This window comes from Prevotella jejuni, from assembly GCF_900187995.1.
In the GTDB taxonomy this organism is placed as follows: Bacteria; Bacteroidota; Bacteroidia; order Bacteroidales; family Bacteroidaceae; genus Prevotella; species Prevotella jejuni.
Window position 1 is genome coordinate 49,635 of sequence record NZ_FZNZ01000009.1, and the last position, 21,528, is coordinate 71,162.

22 protein-coding genes are annotated in these 21,528 nt (G+C 38.4%); 15 read left to right on the plus strand and 7 right to left on the minus strand.

The window, feature by feature from the left end:
- Positions 1–11 precede the first annotated feature (11 nt).
- From CHB62_RS04540 to CHB62_RS04570, 7 genes are all read right to left on the minus strand, one after another.
- Positions 12–1,097, minus strand: coding sequence for a 3-methyl-2-oxobutanoate dehydrogenase subunit VorB (locus CHB62_RS04540; RefSeq protein ID WP_089365872.1), 1,086 nt, complete (start codon positions 1,095–1,097; stop codon positions 12–14).
- A gap of 3 nt (positions 1,098–1,100) precedes the next feature.
- Positions 1,101–1,334, minus strand: coding sequence for a 4Fe-4S dicluster domain-containing protein (locus CHB62_RS04545; protein WP_089365873.1), 234 nt, complete (start codon positions 1,332–1,334; stop codon positions 1,101–1,103).
- 12 nt (positions 1,335–1,346) lie between these two features.
- Positions 1,347–1,526 (minus strand): tetratricopeptide repeat protein, encoded by a 180-nt coding sequence (locus tag CHB62_RS04550; protein ID WP_089365874.1) that lies wholly within the window; start codon positions 1,524–1,526, stop codon positions 1,347–1,349.
- Positions 1,527–2,411, minus strand: coding sequence for a bifunctional methylenetetrahydrofolate dehydrogenase/methenyltetrahydrofolate cyclohydrolase FolD (gene folD / locus CHB62_RS04555; RefSeq protein WP_089365875.1), 885 nt, complete (start codon positions 2,409–2,411; stop codon positions 1,527–1,529).
- Positions 2,412–2,443: 32 nt separating this feature from the next.
- Positions 2,444–3,796 carry a signal recognition particle protein gene (gene ffh, locus CHB62_RS04560; RefSeq protein ID WP_089365908.1) on the minus strand — a complete coding sequence of 451 codons (1,353 nt, stop codon included), beginning with the start codon at positions 3,794–3,796 and terminating at the stop codon, positions 2,444–2,446.
- Between the two features lie 557 nt (positions 3,797–4,353).
- Positions 4,354–5,262 carry a dihydroorotate dehydrogenase gene (locus CHB62_RS04565; protein ID WP_009012060.1) on the minus strand — a complete coding sequence of 303 codons (909 nt, stop codon included), beginning with the start codon at positions 5,260–5,262 and terminating at the stop codon, positions 4,354–4,356.
- Positions 5,263–5,381: 119 nt separating this feature from the next.
- The gene (locus CHB62_RS04570; RefSeq protein ID WP_089365876.1) at positions 5,382–6,158 is read right to left on the minus strand and encodes a dihydroorotate dehydrogenase electron transfer subunit; all 777 of its coding nucleotides are present in this window, start codon (positions 6,156–6,158) and stop codon (positions 5,382–5,384) included.
- A 1,697-nt stretch (positions 6,159–7,855) separates the two neighbouring features.
- Here CHB62_RS04570 and CHB62_RS04575 point away from each other — a divergent pair.
- The 15 genes from CHB62_RS04575 to CHB62_RS04645 all read left to right on the plus strand — a co-directional run bounded on the left by CHB62_RS04575 (position 7,856) and on the right by CHB62_RS04645 (position 21,278).
- Positions 7,856–8,203 carry a hypothetical protein gene (locus tag CHB62_RS04575; RefSeq protein ID WP_089365877.1) on the plus strand — a complete coding sequence of 116 codons (348 nt, stop codon included), beginning with the start codon at positions 7,856–7,858 and terminating at the stop codon, positions 8,201–8,203.
- Positions 8,193–8,543 carry an immunity 51 family protein gene (locus tag CHB62_RS04580; protein WP_089365878.1) on the plus strand — a complete coding sequence of 117 codons (351 nt, stop codon included), beginning with the start codon at positions 8,193–8,195 and terminating at the stop codon, positions 8,541–8,543. The genes CHB62_RS04575 and CHB62_RS04580 overlap by 11 nt, the downstream gene beginning before the upstream one ends.
- A gap of 1,372 nt (positions 8,544–9,915) precedes the next feature.
- Positions 9,916–10,842: a leucine-rich repeat protein gene (locus tag CHB62_RS04585; protein ID WP_089365879.1), complete on the plus strand. Its 927-nt coding sequence runs from the start codon at positions 9,916–9,918 to the stop codon at positions 10,840–10,842.
- 483 nt (positions 10,843–11,325) lie between these two features.
- Positions 11,326–11,814, plus strand: a complete 489-nt coding sequence (locus CHB62_RS04590; protein WP_232214087.1) for a hypothetical protein — start codon at positions 11,326–11,328, stop codon at positions 11,812–11,814.
- Positions 11,815–11,850: 36 nt separating this feature from the next.
- A complete protein-coding gene (locus tag CHB62_RS04595) occupies positions 11,851–12,099 on the plus strand; it encodes a hypothetical protein (protein WP_089365880.1) in 249 nt (82 codons plus the stop codon).
- A 1,293-nt stretch (positions 12,100–13,392) separates the two neighbouring features.
- Positions 13,393–14,010: a hypothetical protein gene (locus tag CHB62_RS04600; protein WP_167386056.1), complete on the plus strand. Its 618-nt coding sequence runs from the start codon at positions 13,393–13,395 to the stop codon at positions 14,008–14,010.
- A 64-nt stretch (positions 14,011–14,074) separates the two neighbouring features.
- Positions 14,075–14,515, plus strand: a complete 441-nt coding sequence (locus CHB62_RS04605) for an Imm44 family immunity protein (RefSeq protein WP_089365882.1) — start codon at positions 14,075–14,077, stop codon at positions 14,513–14,515.
- A 277-nt stretch (positions 14,516–14,792) separates the two neighbouring features.
- A complete protein-coding gene (locus CHB62_RS04610) occupies positions 14,793–15,359 on the plus strand; it encodes an SMI1/KNR4 family protein (RefSeq protein ID WP_089365883.1) in 567 nt (188 codons plus the stop codon).
- 694 nt (positions 15,360–16,053) lie between these two features.
- On the plus strand, positions 16,054–16,485 hold the full coding sequence (locus tag CHB62_RS04615; protein ID WP_009011615.1) for a hypothetical protein: 432 nt from the start codon (positions 16,054–16,056) through the stop codon (positions 16,483–16,485).
- A 1,085-nt stretch (positions 16,486–17,570) separates the two neighbouring features.
- The gene (locus CHB62_RS04620; protein ID WP_233251308.1) at positions 17,571–17,909 is read left to right on the plus strand and encodes a hypothetical protein; all 339 of its coding nucleotides are present in this window, start codon (positions 17,571–17,573) and stop codon (positions 17,907–17,909) included.
- 272 nt (positions 17,910–18,181) lie between these two features.
- Complete coding sequence (locus tag CHB62_RS04625; RefSeq protein ID WP_089365884.1) at positions 18,182–18,889, plus strand: hypothetical protein; 708 nt, start codon at positions 18,182–18,184, stop codon at positions 18,887–18,889.
- 191 nt (positions 18,890–19,080) lie between these two features.
- Complete coding sequence (locus CHB62_RS04630; protein WP_089365885.1) at positions 19,081–19,719, plus strand: hypothetical protein; 639 nt, start codon at positions 19,081–19,083, stop codon at positions 19,717–19,719.
- Positions 19,720–19,940: 221 nt separating this feature from the next.
- A complete protein-coding gene (locus CHB62_RS04635) occupies positions 19,941–20,282 on the plus strand; it encodes a hypothetical protein (RefSeq protein ID WP_089365886.1) in 342 nt (113 codons plus the stop codon).
- Positions 20,272–20,823: a DUF416 family protein gene (locus CHB62_RS04640; protein WP_089365887.1), complete on the plus strand. Its 552-nt coding sequence runs from the start codon at positions 20,272–20,274 to the stop codon at positions 20,821–20,823. The genes CHB62_RS04635 and CHB62_RS04640 overlap by 11 nt, the downstream gene beginning before the upstream one ends.
- 113 nt (positions 20,824–20,936) lie before the next feature.
- A complete protein-coding gene (locus CHB62_RS04645; RefSeq protein WP_089365888.1) occupies positions 20,937–21,278 on the plus strand; it encodes a hypothetical protein in 342 nt (113 codons plus the stop codon).
- Positions 21,279–21,528 lie beyond the last annotated feature (250 nt).

The window sequence follows — 21,528 nt, forward strand, 5'->3', positions numbered from 1 at the left end:
GTCCTCCCTTCTTACTTTACTAACTTTTCCTTGAGTGCCTTGACTATCTCTTCAGGGTCAGGAACGATACCACCTAAGCGACCAAAATGCTCTACAGGTAAGGCGCCATTGATAGCCAAACGAACATCTTGTACCATCTGACCTGCATTGATTTCACTAACCAATACACCCTTCTTACCCTTGCATAACTCTGCAAGTTGCTTGCTTGGGAAAGGCCACAAAGTAATAGGACGGAACAAGCCGACCTTCAATCCCGACTCACGAGCCAGCTCAACAGCCTTCTCACCAATACGTGCTGCACTACCGAAACTAACGATAATATAGTCGGCATCTTCGCATTGCTGCGTCTCAAAGCGTACCTCATTCTCACGAATCTGACGATACTTCTCCTGTAAGTGGAGGTTTCTTTCTTCCATTATCTCTGGCTTCAATTCCAAAGAGGTAATGATATTAGGATTACGATCAGCTGTACGACCCATTGAAGCCCATGGACATTCCTTACGGACTTCTTCCTCTGTACGACGTGGCTTCTGCGGTGGAAGGACAACCTTCTCCATCATCTGACCAATCACACCATCAGAAAGAATCATTGCAGGATTACGATACTTGAATGCTAACTCAAATGCTAAGTCAACAAAGTCAGCCATCTCCTGTACTGAGCTTGGTGCCAATACAATCACATTATAATCGCCATTACCACCTCCACGTGTCGCTTGGAAATAATCACTCTGACTTGGTTGGATTGTTCCAAGACCTGGTCCACCACGCTGAACGTTTACAAAGACGCCTGGAAGTTCGGCACCTGCCATATAGCTGATACCCTCTTGCATTAAAGCTACACCAGGTGATGAAGAACTTGTTAGCACACGCTTACCAGCACCAGCACCACCATATATCATATTGATAGAAGCCACCTCGCTCTCAGCCTGAAGAACAACCATACCCGTTGTCTCCCATGGCTTCAATGCTGCAAGTGTCTCTATTATCTCACTCTGAGGAGTGATAGGGTAACCGAAATAGCCATCAGCGCCACAGCGGATAGCTGCATGAGCGATAGCCTCATTACCCTTCATTAGTTTTACATCTTGTTCTGCCATAAATTATTCCTCCACTTTTTTACGATAGACCGTGATACAGCCATCAGGACAAACCGTAGCACAAGCAGCACAACCGATACAATCATCTGGTCGTGCAGACTCAATATACGGATAGCCGTGGACATTTACCTTTTTCTGAGCCAATGCAATAACATCCTTGGGACATGCAACGATACACAACTGGCATCCTTTACATCGATCTGTGTTTACTACAATGGCACCTTTCATCTTGCTCATAGTTTTTGTATTTTAAGGATTATACGCATCCTTGTTATAGAAGTTGAGAATATTCTCCAGCATCTCTTTTGCGACTACTGCTGGAGAATTAGGGTCCAACTCGATAGCCTCCATATAATTAGCTAAGGCTTCCTGCCAGTCGCCTCTCTGTCGGTATTCATTACCTCGTTGGAAGTATTCTTCTGCTGTCATCTACTTATAATATTCTTTCTTGCCTGCCGCAAGTGTATTTTTCATCAGTGAGCAGATGGTCATAGGACCAACACCACCTGGGACAGGCGTAATGAAAGAGCAAAGAGGAGCAACCTCATCAAATTTCACATCACCACACAGTCTGAAACCACTCTTGCGTGTTTTGTCTTCTACACGTGTCGTACCGACGTCAATAACCACTGCACCAGGCTTCACCATATCAGCTGTTACAAATTCAGGTCTGCCAATAGCTGCAATAATGATGTCTGCCTCTTGGCACTCTTTCTTCAAATCCTTTGAACGAGAGTGACATACTGTTACCGTTGAATCACCATATTGTTTCTGCATCATCAGCTGTGCCATAGGCTTACCAACAATATTGCTGCGACCTAAGATAACACATTTCTTACCAGAAGTCTCAATATGATAATGCTGCAATAAGGTGAGAATACCCAATGGAGTAGCTGAGATAAAGCAAGGTAAACCAATCGCCATACGACCCACATTGATAGGATGGAAGCCATCCACATCCTTGCGATAGTCGACAGCCATAATAATCTTCTGCTCGTCGATATGCTTTGGCAAAGGAAGCTGAACGATGAAGCCATCAACATCTTCGTCTTTATTCAGCTTATCCACACAAGCCAAAAGCTCTTCTTCTGTAACATCAGCCTCAAAACGAATGAGCGTAGACTTAAATCCACACTGCTCGCAGGCAATGACCTTATTCTTAACATAGGTTTCACTTCCGCCATCGTGTCCCACCAAAACAGCAGCCAGATGAGGTTGTTTACCACCCGCGGCAACAATGGCCTCCACTTCTTCGGCAATCTCCTGCTTTATTGCAGTTGCTGTTGCCTTTCCGTCTATTAACTGATATTCCATAGTAATGATATTATTTAATGAATATGTGTTTCTTACATCTTCGGCATCTTTGGCATACCCGGCATACCTTTCATCTTGCCCATCATACCAGCCATCTTCGAGCCAGTAACCATCTTCATCATCTTACGAGTCTGGTCGAACTGCTTAATGAGTCGGTTTACCTCTTGTATATTGGTACCAGAGCCCTTTGCAATACGCTGACGACGGGAGTTATTGAGCAATTCTGGGTTCGTGCGTTCCTTCGGTGTCATACTTTGGATAATAGCTTCAATACCCTTGAAGGCATTATCGTCGATATCAACATCACGGATAGCCTTGCCTACACCAGGAATCATAGAAGCAAGGTCTTTCAAGTTACCCATCTTCTTGATTTGTTGTATCTGGTTATAGAAGTCGTTGAAATCAAATTGGTTCTTCTGTATCTTCTTCTGCAGACGCTTTGCTTCTTCCTCATCGAACTGCTCCTGCGCACGTTCTACAAGTGAGACAACGTCACCCATACCTAAGATACGATCGGCCATACGACCTGGATGGAACACATCAATAGCCTCCATCTTCTCGCCTGTACCAATGAACTTGATTGGCTTTGTGACGACAGTGCGGATTGATAACGCCGCACCACCACGCGTATCACCATCAAGCTTTGTGAGAACAACGCCATTAAAATCCAAACGGTCATTGAACTCCTTGGCAGTATTCACTGCGTCCTGACCTGTCATTGAGTCAACAACGAACAGAGTCTCGTCGGGATGAACATGATTCTTGAGACTCTCGATCTCATTCATCATCTCTTCATCAACAGCCAAACGACCAGCAGTATCGATGATAACTACGTCATTTCCCTTTGCCTTTGCTTCTGCAAGTGCATGATCAGCAATCTCGTTTACATTCTTATTCTCTGGCTCGCTATAGACAGCTACTCCCACCTGCTCTCCAACGACCTTCAACTGGTCGATAGCTGCAGGACGATAGACGTCACAAGCAACCAACAAAGGATTCTTATGTTCCTTTGTTTTAAGCATGTTTGCCAACTTTCCAGAGAATGTAGTCTTACCAGAACCTTGCAAACCACTCATAAGAATGATTGAAGGACGACCTGACAAATTCAGACCGACAGCCTCGCCACCCATCAATTCTGCCAACTCATCATGTACTATCTTAACCATGAGTTGTCCAGGCTTAACGGCTGTAAGCACATTCATACCTAATGCCTTCTGCTTTACAGTATCTGTAAACGACTTAGCTACTTTATAGTTAACATCGGCATCAAGAAGTGCTCTACGCACGTCCTTCAGGGTTTCTGCTACATTTATCTCTGTTATCTTTCCTTCTCCCTTGAGTATCTTAAAGGAGCGTTCAAGACGATCACTTAAATTTTCAAACATTGCTTTAAAAGTAAACTTATATATTTCTGATTCTATCTTACAAAGATAATAAAAAGAGAAATAATACAGCAAGCGAATAACCTCTATTTTAATGTATTTTAAAACACGCTCCTTATAATAATGCGCACATAAATAGACTTTGTGCAAAAAAATGTAAAACATAACCTTCTCTACCCCACTTTCCAACTTCAACAATGAAGGGTACGAATTAATCCTATCTAAGTATCTTTCTTCTACTGATATTGATTACGTTTCTAATCTTGCTGATTAAAAGTAAGACTAATGGTCTTCTAAGAGCGGATACCACCTGTTTTGCATTTACACTCGGCCTAAAGACTAACCGCAAAGGCAAACATCTCTTAAACTAATAAACGAAAATAAGTACTGACAACGCCTTATAGAAGAGGTGGAGACATTGTCAGCACTTAGCTTTTCTTTAAGGAACTACGTTTATAAGACTTTGCTCGTCCATCCATATCTACGAACAATGACAGTATTTATCACCATTCGTCTTCCATGTAACGAACTATTCCTACACCTTTCCTTACCCTACATGTCTATGCCAGACAATTAATGATTTCTGTTACAGACTTACAGCCATGACGGTCGAGCCAATCATTAATACCATCACGCACCTTTATCGTTACTTGAGGGTCAAGGAAATTTGCTGTACCTATTTGGATAGCAGTGGCACCCGCCATAAGGAACTCTATCGCATCTTCCGCAGTTGAGATTCCACCCAACCCAATGACTGGTATCTTTACAGCCTTTGCCACATCATTGACCATTCGGACTGCTACTGGTTTTACAGCTGGACCGCTCAACCCTCCTGTACGAATACTCAACTTAGGGCGACGACGCTCTATGTCGATTGCCATTCCCATCAACGTGTTTATCAGCGACACTGAATCGGCACCTTCATCTTCGCAGGCACGTGCAATGCTGGCGATGTCTGTGACATTAGGTGATAGCTTGACTATCATCGTCTTATGGTAGTGTTCGCGTACAGCCTTTACGATTGAAGCTGCCCCAGAACAGGTGACACCGAACGACATACCGCCTTCTTTCACGTTTGGACAAGAGATATTCACCTCGATAGCTGGTATTCTCTCCAACGCATCGAGCTTCTCTGCCGTCTCAGCATACGTCTCTGGAGAATTTCCACTCACATTAACTATCATATTCGTGTCGATATCCTTTATCTGAGGATAGATATGTTCGATGAAGTAATCTACACCTTTATTCTGCAAGCCTACACAATTAAGCATCCCTTGAGGTGTCTCCACCATGCGCGGATAGTCATTTCCTTCTCGTGGCTTCAGCGTCGTTCCCTTGACGATGATTCCTCCAATCTCTTCCAATGGTACGAAATCGGCAAACTCCAAACCATAGCCAAAGGTACCACTGGCCGTCATCACGGGGTTCTTGAGATGTAAGTCACTTATCTTTACACTTAAATCAGCCATATTATAATCATCTATTTTTACGAAACATTGTGGTATTCTCCTTCTATCAACCTTATTAAGACGATTCATTTTATCGACCGAATAAAAGCAAACAAAGTCTCCTACCACTTCTTTCTGATTTATTCTCCCCACATCAATCTACGTGTATCAAAGACAGGACCTTCCTTACATACGCATAGATTACCTTCTGTTGTCTTCTCTACACAACACAGACAAGCACCGACACCGCAGGCCATCATGTTCTCTAACGATGCTTCGCAAGGGATTGAGGCTTGATAGGCATAATGTGCTACGGCCTTCATCATGGGCTTAGGACCACACGTAGATATACGGTCAAAACGCTCTGTGGACAGGACGGAATGGTTTGTGACAAACCCCTTCTCACCTGCTGAACCATCCTCAGTGGTTATACATACCCTTCCATACTGCTCAAAAAGCGATATTTCTGCTAAGTCGGCTGCTGTACGAGCACCCAACAAGAAGACCGGTGTTCCGCCTGCTTCCTTTATCTGCTTACCGAAATATAATAGTGGAGCCACCCCTACTCCTCCACCAACGAGTAGTACTCGTTCAGACGAACTTGCCAAGGGGGTGAACGTATTACCTAATGGGAGCACACAGTTTAACATGTCGCCTTTGCGCAAACGTGCGAGCGCATGCGTTCCTTCTCCTACTGTTGCTACAAGCAGCCACAGCTCATTACGCTCAATATCAACGAAATTTATGGATATAGGACGGCGAAGAAAGGTAGAAGGTGAGCCGTCCACTCTCACCTCTACAAACTGACCAGGCAGCATCTCTGGGAGTGGTTTATCATCTGTCAACCTGATAAGGACATTCCTTGCATTGACTCTCTCCACAGAAGATACCTTCAAGTCGAGGACATACTTCTTCATCTTTGCTTTGCTTTATAACACAATGCAAATATAGATAAAATATCTCGATTATTAGCTGATTGACGTAAAAAACAGAAATAAATCTTACCAAAATGGGGTTAGCATGTTATTCACTCATAAAAAGACTGTGATATACTTCCTCCATGAATACTATCCCTAAAACAGTCTAACATTAAGCTGTGGGCTCTCTCGCCATGCCTACAACTCAATAATAAATCACGCTGTTTTGAACTCTTGATTGTTAACTGATGCTCTGACATTATGAGGTAATAACTCACCTTACTGACAGAAGGAAAACACAACACATTATACAAGAATTATTTTTATTTTAAGTTGCTGTCATATTTAACACTTCGTGTAACACTACTGATTACTAACAAGTTAAATGACAACATCGAATGACAGTAATGACAGCAAATTTGATTTTGACTGAATAACCTTACTATGACTATAGTTACGCAAGTCTTCCGAGACGGGATATAGTTAAGACTGAGTAAACACTTTTAGCCAGAAGATGATAGCCAAGGTAACAGAGTGAACGATGCTTGGCGGAGTAACAGGTTTCATCATCTTTTTTCCTCACATGTGGAACATCCATACATCATCCGAAAAGCGTGAAAACATTGATAGAAGATAGGAAAGAAGGAGGGAGCATAGACTTACAATAAGTGACAGTAAGTTCACTCTGTAAATCTTTTTCGCTTATCTCACAACCAATACTTGCCCTTCATGCTTCAAGAAGACGCCCTTCTACGTTCGAGAACATGCCCTTCTTGAGGCTTGAAGACGCCCTTCTTATCCCTTAATAACGCCCTTCTCAATAGGTAATCATAACCAACTGACTTATTGAATGTTATGAGCTCTATTCTTACCCATCTTCGTTATCGTTAGCCTCAACCACTCAAATGATTCATGTCAAAACTTTTCCTAATCGTACAAAGTACCATAAATATACAAAGACAATGGGGCATTCGAATGATAAAAAGACGGAATGTACATAGATAGAATGGTATAATAAAAAATGAAACATCGTCACATGAAATTTAGAAGGGGATATAACACAATTAACAGAAGCAGCATATAGCTACGTGTGGCACAAAGGGAAACTACTAATCTAAGCGTAGAAGGTTGAATAAACAGTACTAAGAATTACGCAAATGACATGAATGTAAAGCGTTTATTAAGCTGCATACAATCATACATGGCCCTATCTCGATCATCATTCCTCAACTGATTCGAAGAGAGGACGGGGATAAAATCGCTTGATGGATAGGCGTAAAAAATGACAAATAAACCAAAGGTAGAATAAGCATAACACCCAAAAGAATAAATGAAGATTTGCTTTTAAGAAAAAGAATATGTAGATTTGCACTTGAAACCATTGTTCTGCAATCATCACTAAATAATAAAGTGCATCTGCATGTTCTATGGTAATGAACAAAGATGGGCCTAAATATCAGATAAGAATATGAGAAGACTCATCACTTACCTTTTATTATTTATAGTCTCACTGTCATGTGTTGTTTGAACGATTCCATAACGGATATAAGTGGAGACATTACCTACACATGGAATGCCAAGACTGGTCGACTACTCTGCAAAGAGATGGGACAGGCCATAGAATAAGAGGGTTGAATAAACTAAAAGACTACATCAAGAACCTTAAAGTAGAGGTTGTAAATTATAATACATAAAGTATGAGGATATTTAGTACTGCACCAGAAGGAAATGAAATGGCCGAATTAGAGAATGCACGGTATATCAACTTAGCGTTAAGGCAGATAGAAGAGAACATAGAATGGCTTAAAACAGCTAATAAACCAGTTCAAGCTGTAATGACTCATATCGATATATTAGTGTCCTTAGCAAAGAGGTTTCCTGTCAATGCAAACCTTCTAATCAAGAAAGAGAAGGTACAAGAGTGGAAAAAGGTGTTTAACGATTGGTTCGAACGATGCGGTAATAAAATCCCAGCAAAATACCGAGAAGGAATAAAAACTAACAGTGATGAACTCTTTATTCAATTAGAACAATATGGACACTAAACATTTCAAAAGTAAGATAGCACCCTTTTTCTGGGTCAATCATGAAGATCAATTCTCTGTATGTTTGAGTACAGGAGAATACAAACAAGAACTATTTGAAACAAGAGAAGAAGAGGGCTTTGAAGGGAATGGATATGACTGGTGTGCTTTGGCCAAAGCTTTCTTGAAAGAATATATGCCTGAATTAAAAGCTACCATACACCATGATCCAGAAGCAGGCATGTATTGTGCCTATGCTACAGATGCTGATGCCTTAAGGGATTTCATACTGAAGTTTAGAGAGATATGCGATAAAGACTCTTTAATAAAGGATTTGTTTTTAAGAGTAGAAATCGAATAGCACCTCCCTAACGGGGCATTTCTATTACTGACCTATAGTCTAACTACAAGATAACAGGCGCATCAACAGACTGACTATAACCTCTATGGATAAGCTTGTCAAGCTTCACTCATGCTGAAACATCATCCCTTCCTACTAACTAAGCCAGTATGAGTACAAGGAGTCTGGAGCTTTATTATAACCGCTTCTGCTGATATATATCAAGGATAGATAATCATGTTAGTCAAGACACAATGAGCTTGACAAGGGGCAAACTCACGCTGTATGAATATAATGTAAATTATCATTTCGATCCTAATATATATAGCTGTTATGCCGTCTTAGCTGCCTACAAGGCATGACTACCAAGGAATCATATCACACTTTGGCCCCTTACGCATTAGCCAAGCATTGATATCTTTAAGTTTACACACATGTATAATCTACGCATGCCCATCGTCTTAATGTCAAGGAATTTCGCTCCCTTCGAACACAATACACCCTCTTCATGCTTCAAGAAGACGCCCTTCTACGTTCGAGAACATGCCCTTCTTGAGGCTTGAAGACGCCCTTCTTCGGGCAAGAAGGGCATGTCCTCAAACGCTATTCGTAATATATTGATTCATTGCATGTTATAGACTTAATTCCAAGAGACCTTATATTCCTATTATGAAGGGATATAGCTCGACGCAAAGTAAAGATTTTTCAAGAGCTAACAGGTTCCTAAGATAGGTCAAGTTATTGTCCTCACAGCTCTATGGAGGTACAGATAAGAGTCTTGGGATGTGTCCATCTCCCATAGAGAAAGTAAAACATCCTACGAGTTGCATGCGTATCTTACTAAGAGGGTAAGTAAGTTCGCTGTAACTTTTAGTACATGGCGGGAGGACGCATGGGAGCTTTCTGTTATCATAAAGGCATCTAAAGGCTTGCAGAGAAACTACATTTAAGTACATAAAAGTTGATTAGAACAGCACTTAAAAAGCGAGCTGAAACGAAAAGGGTTCTGTCAATCACACACCTACTGATATATGAGGCTGTGATAACCTTCGCTTTCTACGGCCACTTGATACAATAAACAACAGAAGTGTCCGTTACGATTATAATGCCGCTGGTTATCTGTCTGGCCCCGTGCATATTAAATGTGAAGTATCAAATACAGCAAAAGTATTGAAAAAAAACGTATCTTTGTTGCTGATATAAGGCCTTACTTTACACAAAAAACATTACCAAGCACAAGTAGCAAGAATGAATTTCATCAGCATATAGATAATGTTCGTTGTAGCCTGCAGAGCCTATAGAGCGAACAAAAAGGAGTCTGATATACAGGTTAGTAGTCCAAATCTATTCCACACTCTATGGGCATAAATTCATAAAAGAAATATCATCAAGAATGAAAGAAAGTAATATCAGCGTTTTAGATCTTCAAGGAGAAAGAAGCTTACCGACAGGGGGGAAGACTATTATAAGGAAGGAGTATTTCGGAAAAGAATATGCTTTTATGCAAGCAAATATAGAACAGAAACCCGACATATCTTATATAAATACGAACAATATTGATGGCCTTATAGCAATCTCAGAGGGCATAAACAAGAAGATTGAAAATATTGAAAAGATATCTATTTTAGAGCATATAAGAGCATTAGACCTGAATTCATATACTTATGAAGACCTGTCTCACTTGTCTTGTTTGAGAAAGTTAGAGTATTTAAAGATACATGGTAGCGCAGACAAAGAAATCCCTTTTTCTTCATTACCCTTGCTATGGTGCATTTATCTAAACTATAATAAAAAGAACTGTAAATCAATCTTCCAATGCAAGAACTTAGAATATATCTTTATTGATAACTACTCTGGAACGACCTCAAATGAGTTTGTCTCTTTTGGAAAAGCAAGACGAATAGGATTGATGAAAAGTAAGTTAAGCGAATTTAATGCACTACAGAATATGCCACACTTAGAGCACATCGGAATAGGTTACAATTCTAAAATGGAGTCTATAAGCTGGCTAAAAGATAACAAATCTCTTACCTCTGTTGCATTTCAGAACTGTAAGAAGATAAAAGACTGGGAGATACTTGGCTCATTAACAAACATGGAAAGACTAACAATTGATAACTGTGGAGAGTTACCTTCTATTGCTTTCTTGCTACATTTGTCCAATCTTAAAGAAATAAGGATGATTGGGTCAACAAGTGTTAGAGACTGTAAAGTGAGGGATATTATGAGTATTCCTCATCTCAAAAGTTTCTTTATACCAGTGAAGAAAGAATATGATATTACCCTACAAGACATCACTTTATTCAATAATAAATTGTAGTTTTTTGCGTTTAAGTCATATTACAAAGAGTATGACCATCAGACAGGAAATAACTATATGACAATGGTACGCTGTAGGAAATACGGCCTGCTTACAACAAGACAGCCATTTCACAGCTGCAAAAACTTACTCTTTTCCACCAGTGAGGGCAGTATGAGGATGATGAGGTAGGACTCTACTACAACCGTCTCCAGTATTACAACCTATGGAGAAGGAATGACATTAACCAATAAGTGATAAGCCTGTCAAACGATGAGTTTAATCTCTACTCTTATATATAATAATGATTTGGTAAATACATTGGGCTTAAGTCCAACAAACCCCATTTGATATTATAATATATAAGTACTCAAGTTCAACCCTTGAGAATTATTGTTTTCTTTTTGAACAGCAAACAAGACATGGGATAAGCACAAACTACTCCATAGGAACTCGCATCAATGAATCTCTATAGACATACTGAATATAAATTAAGAAAAGTAATTGAAGAAACAAACTCTTGGTAATATGGATGAAATAAATAGATTTATCAATGGTAAAAGTTATGAACTTCTTCTAAGGAACATACTACAAAAAAGAAATATAGAGATTGAGAGTAATATCCCTTTTGTACTGTTAGATTATGACAAAGAGCAGTTAAAAGCCGCACAAATTGAGGTCGAGGACTTAGAAACCTTGCTCATTTCAAACATGACAGAAATTGTTTCTTTTGTGGAAAGGAAGATGAGTTATGATTTTGAGGATGAGGATGAATATCCTAAAGGAGAAGAACTAAGTGATGATGAGAAGCCTAAACTCATCACAGAACTTCCTTACTATAAAAACTTTCTGGTTGCTTTTCTAATCGAGTACTATCTACTTAAAGAGCATCCAACAACTTTGTGTGGATACTTAAAAAGGATACACATTGCGAATGCAACTAAATATGAAAGGGAATTGAAGGCCATCTGGCAAGACGTTATAAAGACTTAATTCGATTCGGTTAGGGCTGCTACTAAATATAAGAATATGAAGAATAAATTAGATAAAGTAATAGTTGATCTAAAGAACAAACTACCTTACGAGCCTAAATTAGACCTAATTATTTCAAGATTGGAGAGCGTAAAGAGTTTATTATCCGATAACTGTCAGAGCCTGACATTAAATCCAATCAACGGAATAACGAGAGCCTATTTAGATATTGTTAGCGATTATGAAGATCCAATAACGAATGATTTATACTCCTTAGAGAAAGAGATAAGTGCTCTCATAAAGTAATGTAATAATTGGTTAGCTTTACCCATAAACTTAAAGATATGAGTACTTATAAGCAATGTTGCCCATAGTCATTGACCATGAAGAGCGGAAGTACGGCAAGATAGGAGACTACTCTATATCCGCCATTACTACTGTCTCTATGCTGTAGAGGGTCATATCATCATAAAAACTACACATCGTAGATAGACACAGCTCACTAACCGAGAGATATCGAAGGGAGCTGATTGCCATCTTAGTAGCCTACAAGACGTGTCTATAAAGGACTCACATCATACCCAAAGGCCTTAAACCTCAGCCAGCCATCGATGTCGTTAAGTTTACACACAAGTATTATCTACGCACGCCCATCGTCTTAATGTCAAGAAATTTCGCTCCCTTCGAACACAACCCACCCTCTTCATGCTTCAAGAAGACGCCCTTCTACGTTCGAGAACATGCCCTTCTTGAGGCTTGAAGACGCCCTTCTTCGGGCAAGAAGGGCATGTTCTCAAAAACTATTCGTAACTTACTGATTTATTGTAGGTTATTAAGTAGATTGCACGAGATATCATTCCCCTATTTAGAGGGTGTTTTGTTTGTTACAATGTAATGATTTTTCACCTCCTTATTAAAACGCCTCTCTCACAAGCAGCATGTCCCCCAACAGCAGAAATGCTCTGTGCCTTCTGTCGACCGAAGGCTATTCGTACGCTCTACATGTACGCTAATTGGCTCTGTTTCATCTGTGCACTCTGTGAGAGAACGACTCATCCTCTGTGAGAAAACGACTCATCCACCGTGAGAGAAGAACCTACTAACAAACAATACAAACTGTCCAATAGAAGCGATCTCACAGACTATGCGCCTCCCAGCGAGGGACAGAAACCTCATCCCCAGACCCTTTCTTACGCTAAAAAGTATTAAAGAGTACAGGCTAACGGCCGCTGTTTACGTAAGAATGAATACCTTTGATAACAAATGGACAAGTTGGTTATTCCAACTGACTACCTATCAACCTAAACACGTTATGCGCTTTCAGCTATGAGGATGAATGTCGAGAGAATGACTGAGAGTAAGATACATACCCGTAGGGAGATAGGAAAACAAAATATTTACGAACGTTTCAATTAACGATAACACGCTATGAGAAAGGGCAGTTTAGACTGGTTTTGATATGCGTTCAGCAGACTAACCAATTACAAAAGGGCCGTAGAACTATACCTCCCCTACTTAATAAGCAAAGAGGAGTTCAAGGAACGATAGGGAAAGGGAGAGTAGGAATAAAGTAATATACACATCTTTATATAATGAATCATGGTAAGACAAATGTTTGCCGCACTTACATTACTTCTGATTACAGGGTGTTGTAAGGCACAAAATACGGGTTGTAATAACATTAAAAACAAAGAAAGGACTACCGAGAGATTTGATTCTACGAGATACTACACGCATAAGCAAAGAACAGAATACGTTTTTGAAGATAGTATAAAAGGTAGGGTGCGTCAGTTCGGAGGTGAGAATGGATCTGAGTTCGTTGAGTATGCAAGGAAAGATCATGAACTATTCGGTACCTATAAGGAATATTACAACAAGACAAAGACGCTCAAGAAAGTAGGACGCTACTATTATAATCAGTTTAATATAGGCCTCTGGAAACGCTATGATGAGAATGGCTATTTAATAGAAACTATCGATAAAGATGCTCCTTACACGAACTATCCATGGGAGAAAGTAATGAAGTTCGTAAAAGAACAGTTAAAACTGGACTTGTTCGATAAGGGAGTTTCGATAAATCGTTACATTGCTAAGGACCATAATATCCCCGTTTGGTTTATTACATGGAACCCATGTGATGGCAAAATCCATTTTGTTAAGATAAATGCAAATACAGGACAAGTTATAGAACAAGGTGCTAATGAAATAATAGAATAACCTCATGAGGCTATTAATGTTCAATACTCATATAAGTCATCTATCACTTTGTCAATAAATAGATATGTTAGAATTAGGACTTACGAAGGATGCACCAGGTGCAAGTTGGTGTAAGATATGGGAAATAGAAGAAGAGCTATACGAATATGAGGCAGCCGTTTTCCCTAAATACAAGAACTGTTTTCCATTTAAGTTATGGCTATGTTTTCGTTGTCTTCCTAAAGAATATGAGCGGAGATCAATGCGAAGATTTTATAAGGATGACAACGCATTGGGTATAGACATAGCTATCGATGAGGAAATCATCAGACCTTTTATAGATGGAAAATATCATCCACTCCCCAAGAATTGTCAGCGTTTGCTCATGGGAAAAGCCTTTTATAGTTTCTTGGTTGAGACTTTTAAAAGATATAAAAGGAAATTAGATGGAATCCAAACTTACGGAGAGTCTTTCCTTAATGATACAAGAGAGTGGCTATGCAAACATAAATGGTTAGAAGAATAATGGCGTTTGGAATTTGATCCGGATTATCATTAATTGCAATACTTAATGGTCTATAGAATGAGAAGAAGACGATGTGAGGATTTTATCGGATTAGCTTCTTAAACTTAACCTTCCCAAGTCAATGCAAATTATGTCTATGTCTTTGGGTGAGCTTAGGTGTGTATTCTCGTTCTGCCTGTGGATAAATAAACTTTCAGAACATAGAGGGATATAAAGGTGGAAAGCTCTCCTGCAGGTTAAGAAGAGGTGTAGTATTATAAATAAAAAGGGTAAATACATGGAACTATTAACATTAAACGAGATTATTCAAACTATAGTTGAAGAAACTAAGGGACTCGACCCAGAACTGACTGAAGACATGATTCTAAAGGAGGTAGATATTCCCAGTACAGAAATTGTACGTTTGAAAGAAGAGTTAAAGATAGATGTATTGGACCAGAACTTCATAAACAGCATCCTAAAATATAGCTGGGGCAACCTTAGTATACTCAGCTATCAGTTTGGATACAACGATGACAATGGAATAAACTGGCTTATACAAAGAAATAAAGGATATGAGGATTACCCTGTGTTACAAGCAGCTGGTCTCATTATTATTGCTAACGGAGACCCTTACACCATCCTTTTAGAATGTTCTTCAGGTAGGATATATACCATTGATAGTGAGACGGAAGTTGGAGAGAAGATGCTAATAGCTGATAATTTTGAGCAATTAGTTAGAGGTATGGGGACTGCCCAATATGCCTGTTGGAGTCAAAGAGAAACAGAGTTTATACAACTTATGGAGCATATAACACAAGGTGTCGGCATGCCATTCTGGCATAGTTTAGTTGGTTCTTATTAGTCCTCTTGCGTTAAAAGCATAGACACCTGCCATGTAAAGCATATAGACTCAAGGTGGGAAAACATGTGGGTTATGTAAGGAAAGAAGCCTCATTAAAGTGATGGTAAGGAGTATGCAGGGTGCTATGTAAGAATCTTTTGGATTTCACATAAGGCTTAATTAGAACAGAGATTAGTCTTAGGACTACCTTATGCAATGATAGTCTCTATTCACATGTGAGATATCCAATACTATAATTGAGCATGAGAAGCTTACAATACAGCATGAAACTATTGACTATACAAGACATCTGTATTTCTGTCATAATAGGCTAACACTATATGACAAGTCATCTACCAAGGGTGATAATCTCCGCTTTCTACGACCACTTGATGCAATAAACGACAGAAGTGTCCGTTATGATTATAATACCGCTGGGTATCTGTCTGGCCCCGTGTATGTTGACTTCTGTCAGTGGCGTAACCTAAATGTAATGAAATTGAAGAGTATGATGAACTCATAAAACGAGGCGTTGTAAGTTCAAGATAAAAGTGCAATCTTTCAGCGTAATGTAGCTTAATCATCAATTCCTAAAACCACTTAGGACGTGGGAGTGAGTATCTCACAGATATGGAAGAAACAACGAGTAACGCTATAAAAAAGGTGGATATAGTACGACTAAGTGTAAGAATTATTAATTTATAAATAAAGAATTATGTTGTCAGAAAAACTAAAGAAATATTTGATAGAAGCTGGTCTGTATGATTTAACAGAAGACAAAAGCTACCAAGAGGTTATGATCAAGCTTGGAATAGATCTACAAACACCATTCGCCCAATTCAATCTTTATACAAATAGTATAACATTCTCTGGTAGGTATAGTGATATATATAACGTGTGTTGGTTTGCCATAAACTCAACATACTTTGAGCAAATAGGATATATGCAGTCTGCTTTAAAGTTACCAGAAGAGTATATACCACTTGATAGCTTTGAAGGAGAAGGAGGATTCTTTTATAACCGTTTGACTGGTGAAGTCTTGGAACTTGAGCTTGGACAAAAAACTATTGAATTCCAAAAAGGGAAGTTACTCCCTCAATGGAAAGATTTTAATGAGTTCTTAGAATGGTTCTTTGCATTAGATTAACGTAAGCCTTACATACTCAAACTTAACTAATGCAAGAGAAAAGTCCTTCCGTTAAACACGTAGACATTTATCATTAAGTTTATAAAAAAGCCCTGGTATCATGTATCTTTGTTGTGTCCGAACTTCAAGAACACGAATGACAGCATAATATAAAACACCTTAGGTGCCTTCCGACAAGAATACCCTAATCTGCGCTATGGACGTAAGAACTTAGCTTAAAGAACTCAAAGCCCAAAAGAAAAGCTTTGTAGTCCTTCACGTGGAAATCGTACTATTGCTCGCAACAGTAGTTATATTCATCGCTTGGTAAGTGTGCTAATAGAGCTTAATACAACCTCTTTAGACATGCTTGTACAGCTTATACCATGTAAAGCCAGTGGTTGCACAAAACAAGAAAACGTTGATACTCAATGGTCTTAACAGATAGGGTGTTTGACTTATCTCACTTTTCTACAAATAAAGATAGGTCTAAGACTCTTTAGGTTTCTTTGGATGTTGCACGTAATATACTCTAATCTTGCATACAAAAAGAATAGACGCATGCCCCTACCCCACGTCTTAACGTCAAAATTTTTCGCTCCCTTCAAACACAACCCACCCTCTTCAAGCTTCAAGAAGACGCCCTTCTACGTTCGAGAACATGCCCTTCTTGATGCTTGAAGACGCCCTTCTTGGAGCAAGAAGGGCATATTCTCAAACGCTGTTCGTAACTTGCTGACTCGTTGTAGGTTATGAAGATGGTTATAGGAGATGGTATTCTCTTTTTTCGAGGGTACTTAACTCAGTATTAAGTCATGATTTCTGAAGACAGAACTAAGTCAAGGCAAATGTGTAAACAACCAAAAGAATATGATATTACCCATGCAAGCCAAGACCGTATTCAATAATAAAATGTAGTTTTCTACGTTTAGGTTATAATACAAGGAATATAGCCACATGATTGAAGAGAATATACCTTTCAATTGCCCATCACCTATTGTGTCGTTGGTAAACATTAATGTAATGTCCGAAACAACTTACGATATATCAGATGTTTAAGCCTAATAATGATGGTAAGCATAGTGTTATAGACCCCTGTAAGGTCGTTGACACTGGTAGAACAACAAGAAGTATGGAATGGTAGACAACGTAAAATTAAAAACCTTATGTGTCAGATAGATAAAAAAGAAGCCCTTTCTGTTATTGCAGATATTAAAGATTGGCAAGCAAGATATGAGAATGTAGAGAACCTGCCATTAGCGTTTTATCTGAAATATAAGAAACTGTTGTCTTCATATAAAGACGCAGGAAAGAGCAAAGAAGAGGTTTTGTACTTTTTTAGTAAGATAGCAGAAGACTATCAAGACGGCTCTGCATTCGTACATGAGATAATGGATTTAATAGAAGGGTATTGTCGGCCAGATTTTAGAGTGTGGTCAAAATGAAACTAAATGATTGGACTTTAGCTCATTGATGACTCATCTAATAGTAGCATATAGACTAACAACTATGGACTCATATACCTTATTAGCTGAAGATAGGTGATTGCATTAACCAAGACAAGATAAGGTTAACTGGGGAACTACTCGACACCGTTGGGCTATGTGAGAAGCTGTAATATTTGGAGTGATGTCACTGGACTTTCAACTCATCGTCACCCTATAATACTTCAAACTATTTGGGAGATAGGAACAGAAAATACAATAACAGATAGAATATGGATAGGCATAAGAAATATTTTAGGGTCAGACCCTCTATTGAAAGTCGCGTTACTGGGATAAGAGATGGCGTTACCTGCCAGGTTGAGACTCGATTTACTAAATCACAACCTTCATTTATAGATAAAACTGAAAAGGCTTATTTCCAGGATTACTGTAAGTATTTATGGGAAAACAGGAAGAATGACAACTTCCCTTTAATAGACCCTTCAAGAATCAGTAAGATTACATATTATAAAACAAAGAAGGGGGTTAAGGAGACTGATTTCATCTCGAGTCTAACGGATAACTCCTTCAACTTGTTTGACTTTATAGTGTCTGAAGAAACATACAAGCTACTTTTGGAAGCAAACTTACCTATCTATAATAAAATACAAGCTTATATCCCTGAGTTTTCTACTCAAAGGGAATATTTCTTGTTGGGCTTCCCCGAGTTATCGTTAGAGAATGTTGATTATGCCCATTCGGTTATTCTTGACTCCTTCTCAGGCGTCCAATTAAGAATTAACTCCTATGAGGAATATGCAAACAGGACATATAAGTTTACAAAGATGCACAACATACAGCTCAAAGCTGATCATAAATATGATATTATTAAACTACAAAACACAGGCTTATTCTTCTCTAACTCATTGATAGAAGTTATGAGACTCCATAATATCACAGGCTTGGATTATCTTACACAATCTATTATCTTGCCTGTTTAAGATATTTCCTAATGCAGAAAAGAGTAGGATACAACCCTGCAAGACGAGGTAGTATCCAATAATATATCGTAGATTTTTACGTTTAGAATATGAGACAAAGAGTATTACCCTAAGACAGGATAGGAGCCGTTCTACGGTAATAGCAAACAGAAGAAAGTATTGACAATGAGTAACATAACGTGTAAGTAATAATGAAAGCAAAGGAATTAAGGTCTCTCTTTAGAGTCAGTATAGAGAAAGACTTAGCTGATCTACTTTTCAAGTATGGCTTCAAATGGAGACATGGCTCTCTAAAGTTCCAACGAAGTAAGGGCGATTTCGTCCAATCAATATTATTCTTCTTAACTCCTTCCAAATATCCGGACGATAAAAGTATAGGACATATAAGTATCATGATACGTCTTGATTCAAAGGAAATAACTAAAGTAGCAACAACACTGAAAGGCGCTAATAACACTTTTGAAGCTATAGATACTGTCGTAAACATCAATGCGGGCTTTGTTTCTGACACTCAAGCGATAGATTGGCGCCCCACCTCAATTGAAGATATGAATCTTCTCATTGAACAAAAGATTAAGCCTTTTATCATAGAAAAGATAATCCCTTTCTTGGATGAAAGAAGTTCGATGAAGCATGTTCTTAATGATTTTGAAAATCATAATAGATACTTTTTCTTAAATAGTAATGAGGTCGTTGCGCTACTTGCCATAGCCATGTATTGTCTACAAAGTGACTTAGAACGTGCAAGAACAGTTGCTAATGTTTATTTTAAGTCAGATGACATTTATAGAGAGAAGTACAAGAATGTCTTTATGAAGCTGAACACTTGATGTTAGCTTGTAATTTTTATTAAACATAATCATATAGATTTTCCACACAAATGTCCTTAATATAAGGGCCTCATCGGCGCTATATGATACCCTAAGACAATATTTACAACTGTTACATTTGGTAATAATAAACAATAAGAATAAAAATATCTTGGTGCTTTATAACAACATAATACAAGCAATAGTGATGTAAAAGGTGTCAAAATAAAAAACAGAATAAGATGCAAGTAAAAGATATTCATAGTACTTCTGAAACTCCATGGGAGTTCTCTGTACGCCAGAGAATAGGAGATTATATTATCGAGTATAGAGAACTAATAGAGTTTTCTCAAGGTTCACCTTTAATAGGTTCTTTATATATTAATAATGAGAAGATAGGTAAAGAGGAGCTATTTGGTGGCCCGTTTTTACTAAAGAAGAACTATTTATATATACCTAAATATGTCAGAAAGTTATGGATGTCGGGATTTATTTTATGTAAGATAGACCTCAGAACGGGCCAAATGGAAAATATAGGTACGATAAAGTCTTTAATATATTTAGGTTGCAAAGATGAGAGATAATCTATATGATATAATAGACAAGTTGCCATCTAACAAACAATTACTGTTTGGTATAAGTTGCGTGTATAGAATGGAGACTTATCTTCATAAATATTTTGTAAACAAAGAATTGACATCTTTTCTCATTAGATTAATAGATGATATATTCTTTCAATGTACGTCTGAGAGATTTAAGAACATAGCAGATACTATCTCTTTAGATAAAGAAAAGTATATAGAAGAATATATTCCTGATACAGATGATGATGGAAATTGTGTTGCAGTTCTTGCTCAAAATGCAATGATAGCATTGTCATATTGCTTAAACTTTATAAACGAAGAGGATGTAACTGCTATAGAGTACTGTAGCAAAAAGATGATTGAGACTGTAGATATCTATGCGTTAAGTGCGTTACAGATAGATAGCTCCGATGCTCTTGTCTCGCAAGAAAAGACAATTCAATTACGTATATTGAATATGATAAAGAATATGAATTGTCACATTAATGATAATGATATTGACGGTTATAGAAAGCAACTTGAACAATATAAAATGACCTGACTCGGTGAAAACTATGGTAGCGGTAGACAAAAGGAGGTAACGTCTTAACAATAAAACTGTCCACTACACAGTATCAATGAGTTCTGTCACTTTCGTATGGAATGGTAGTAAAAATGAGAAAAAACCAAGTGAAACAAAGTACAGGATTGGAGGCAGAAACTAAAGACCTCCTTACAAAGAATATGAATGATGAAGAGGAAGATACCTTTTGCTATAAATTAATAGAAGAAGGAGTTTATGATGTTAACAAGTTAAAGCGTATCATCGAATATGCTTCGACCAACAAGAATATAGACAAAGAGGCTCTCAAGTGGATAATTAACTGTGTAGACAGATGTTATATCTATCACAAGGATGAGCATGATTATTATACCATAAAGAATTACTCAATAGAAGAAGAGAATATGTGGGAGGGTGTATGGAAAGAAAGACTACTACAGGCATTAAACGAGTGAACCGGTAGAGAACCTTGTCGAGTGGTTGCATGAAGATGTTTTATACACGTTCATTACAAAACATAAAATGGTGAACGCTATACTATCATCACCGATTATATGGGGCACCCTGTGGAGGTACATAGCGTTTATAGCCATGTTGGTTGATAAACAGACTATGATATATACAGTAGTCTCCATAACCTTAACGCCCATAGGGACCTCATTATTTCCCGCCAGTTAGGGCAGTGTGAGGATGAAGAGACATGCC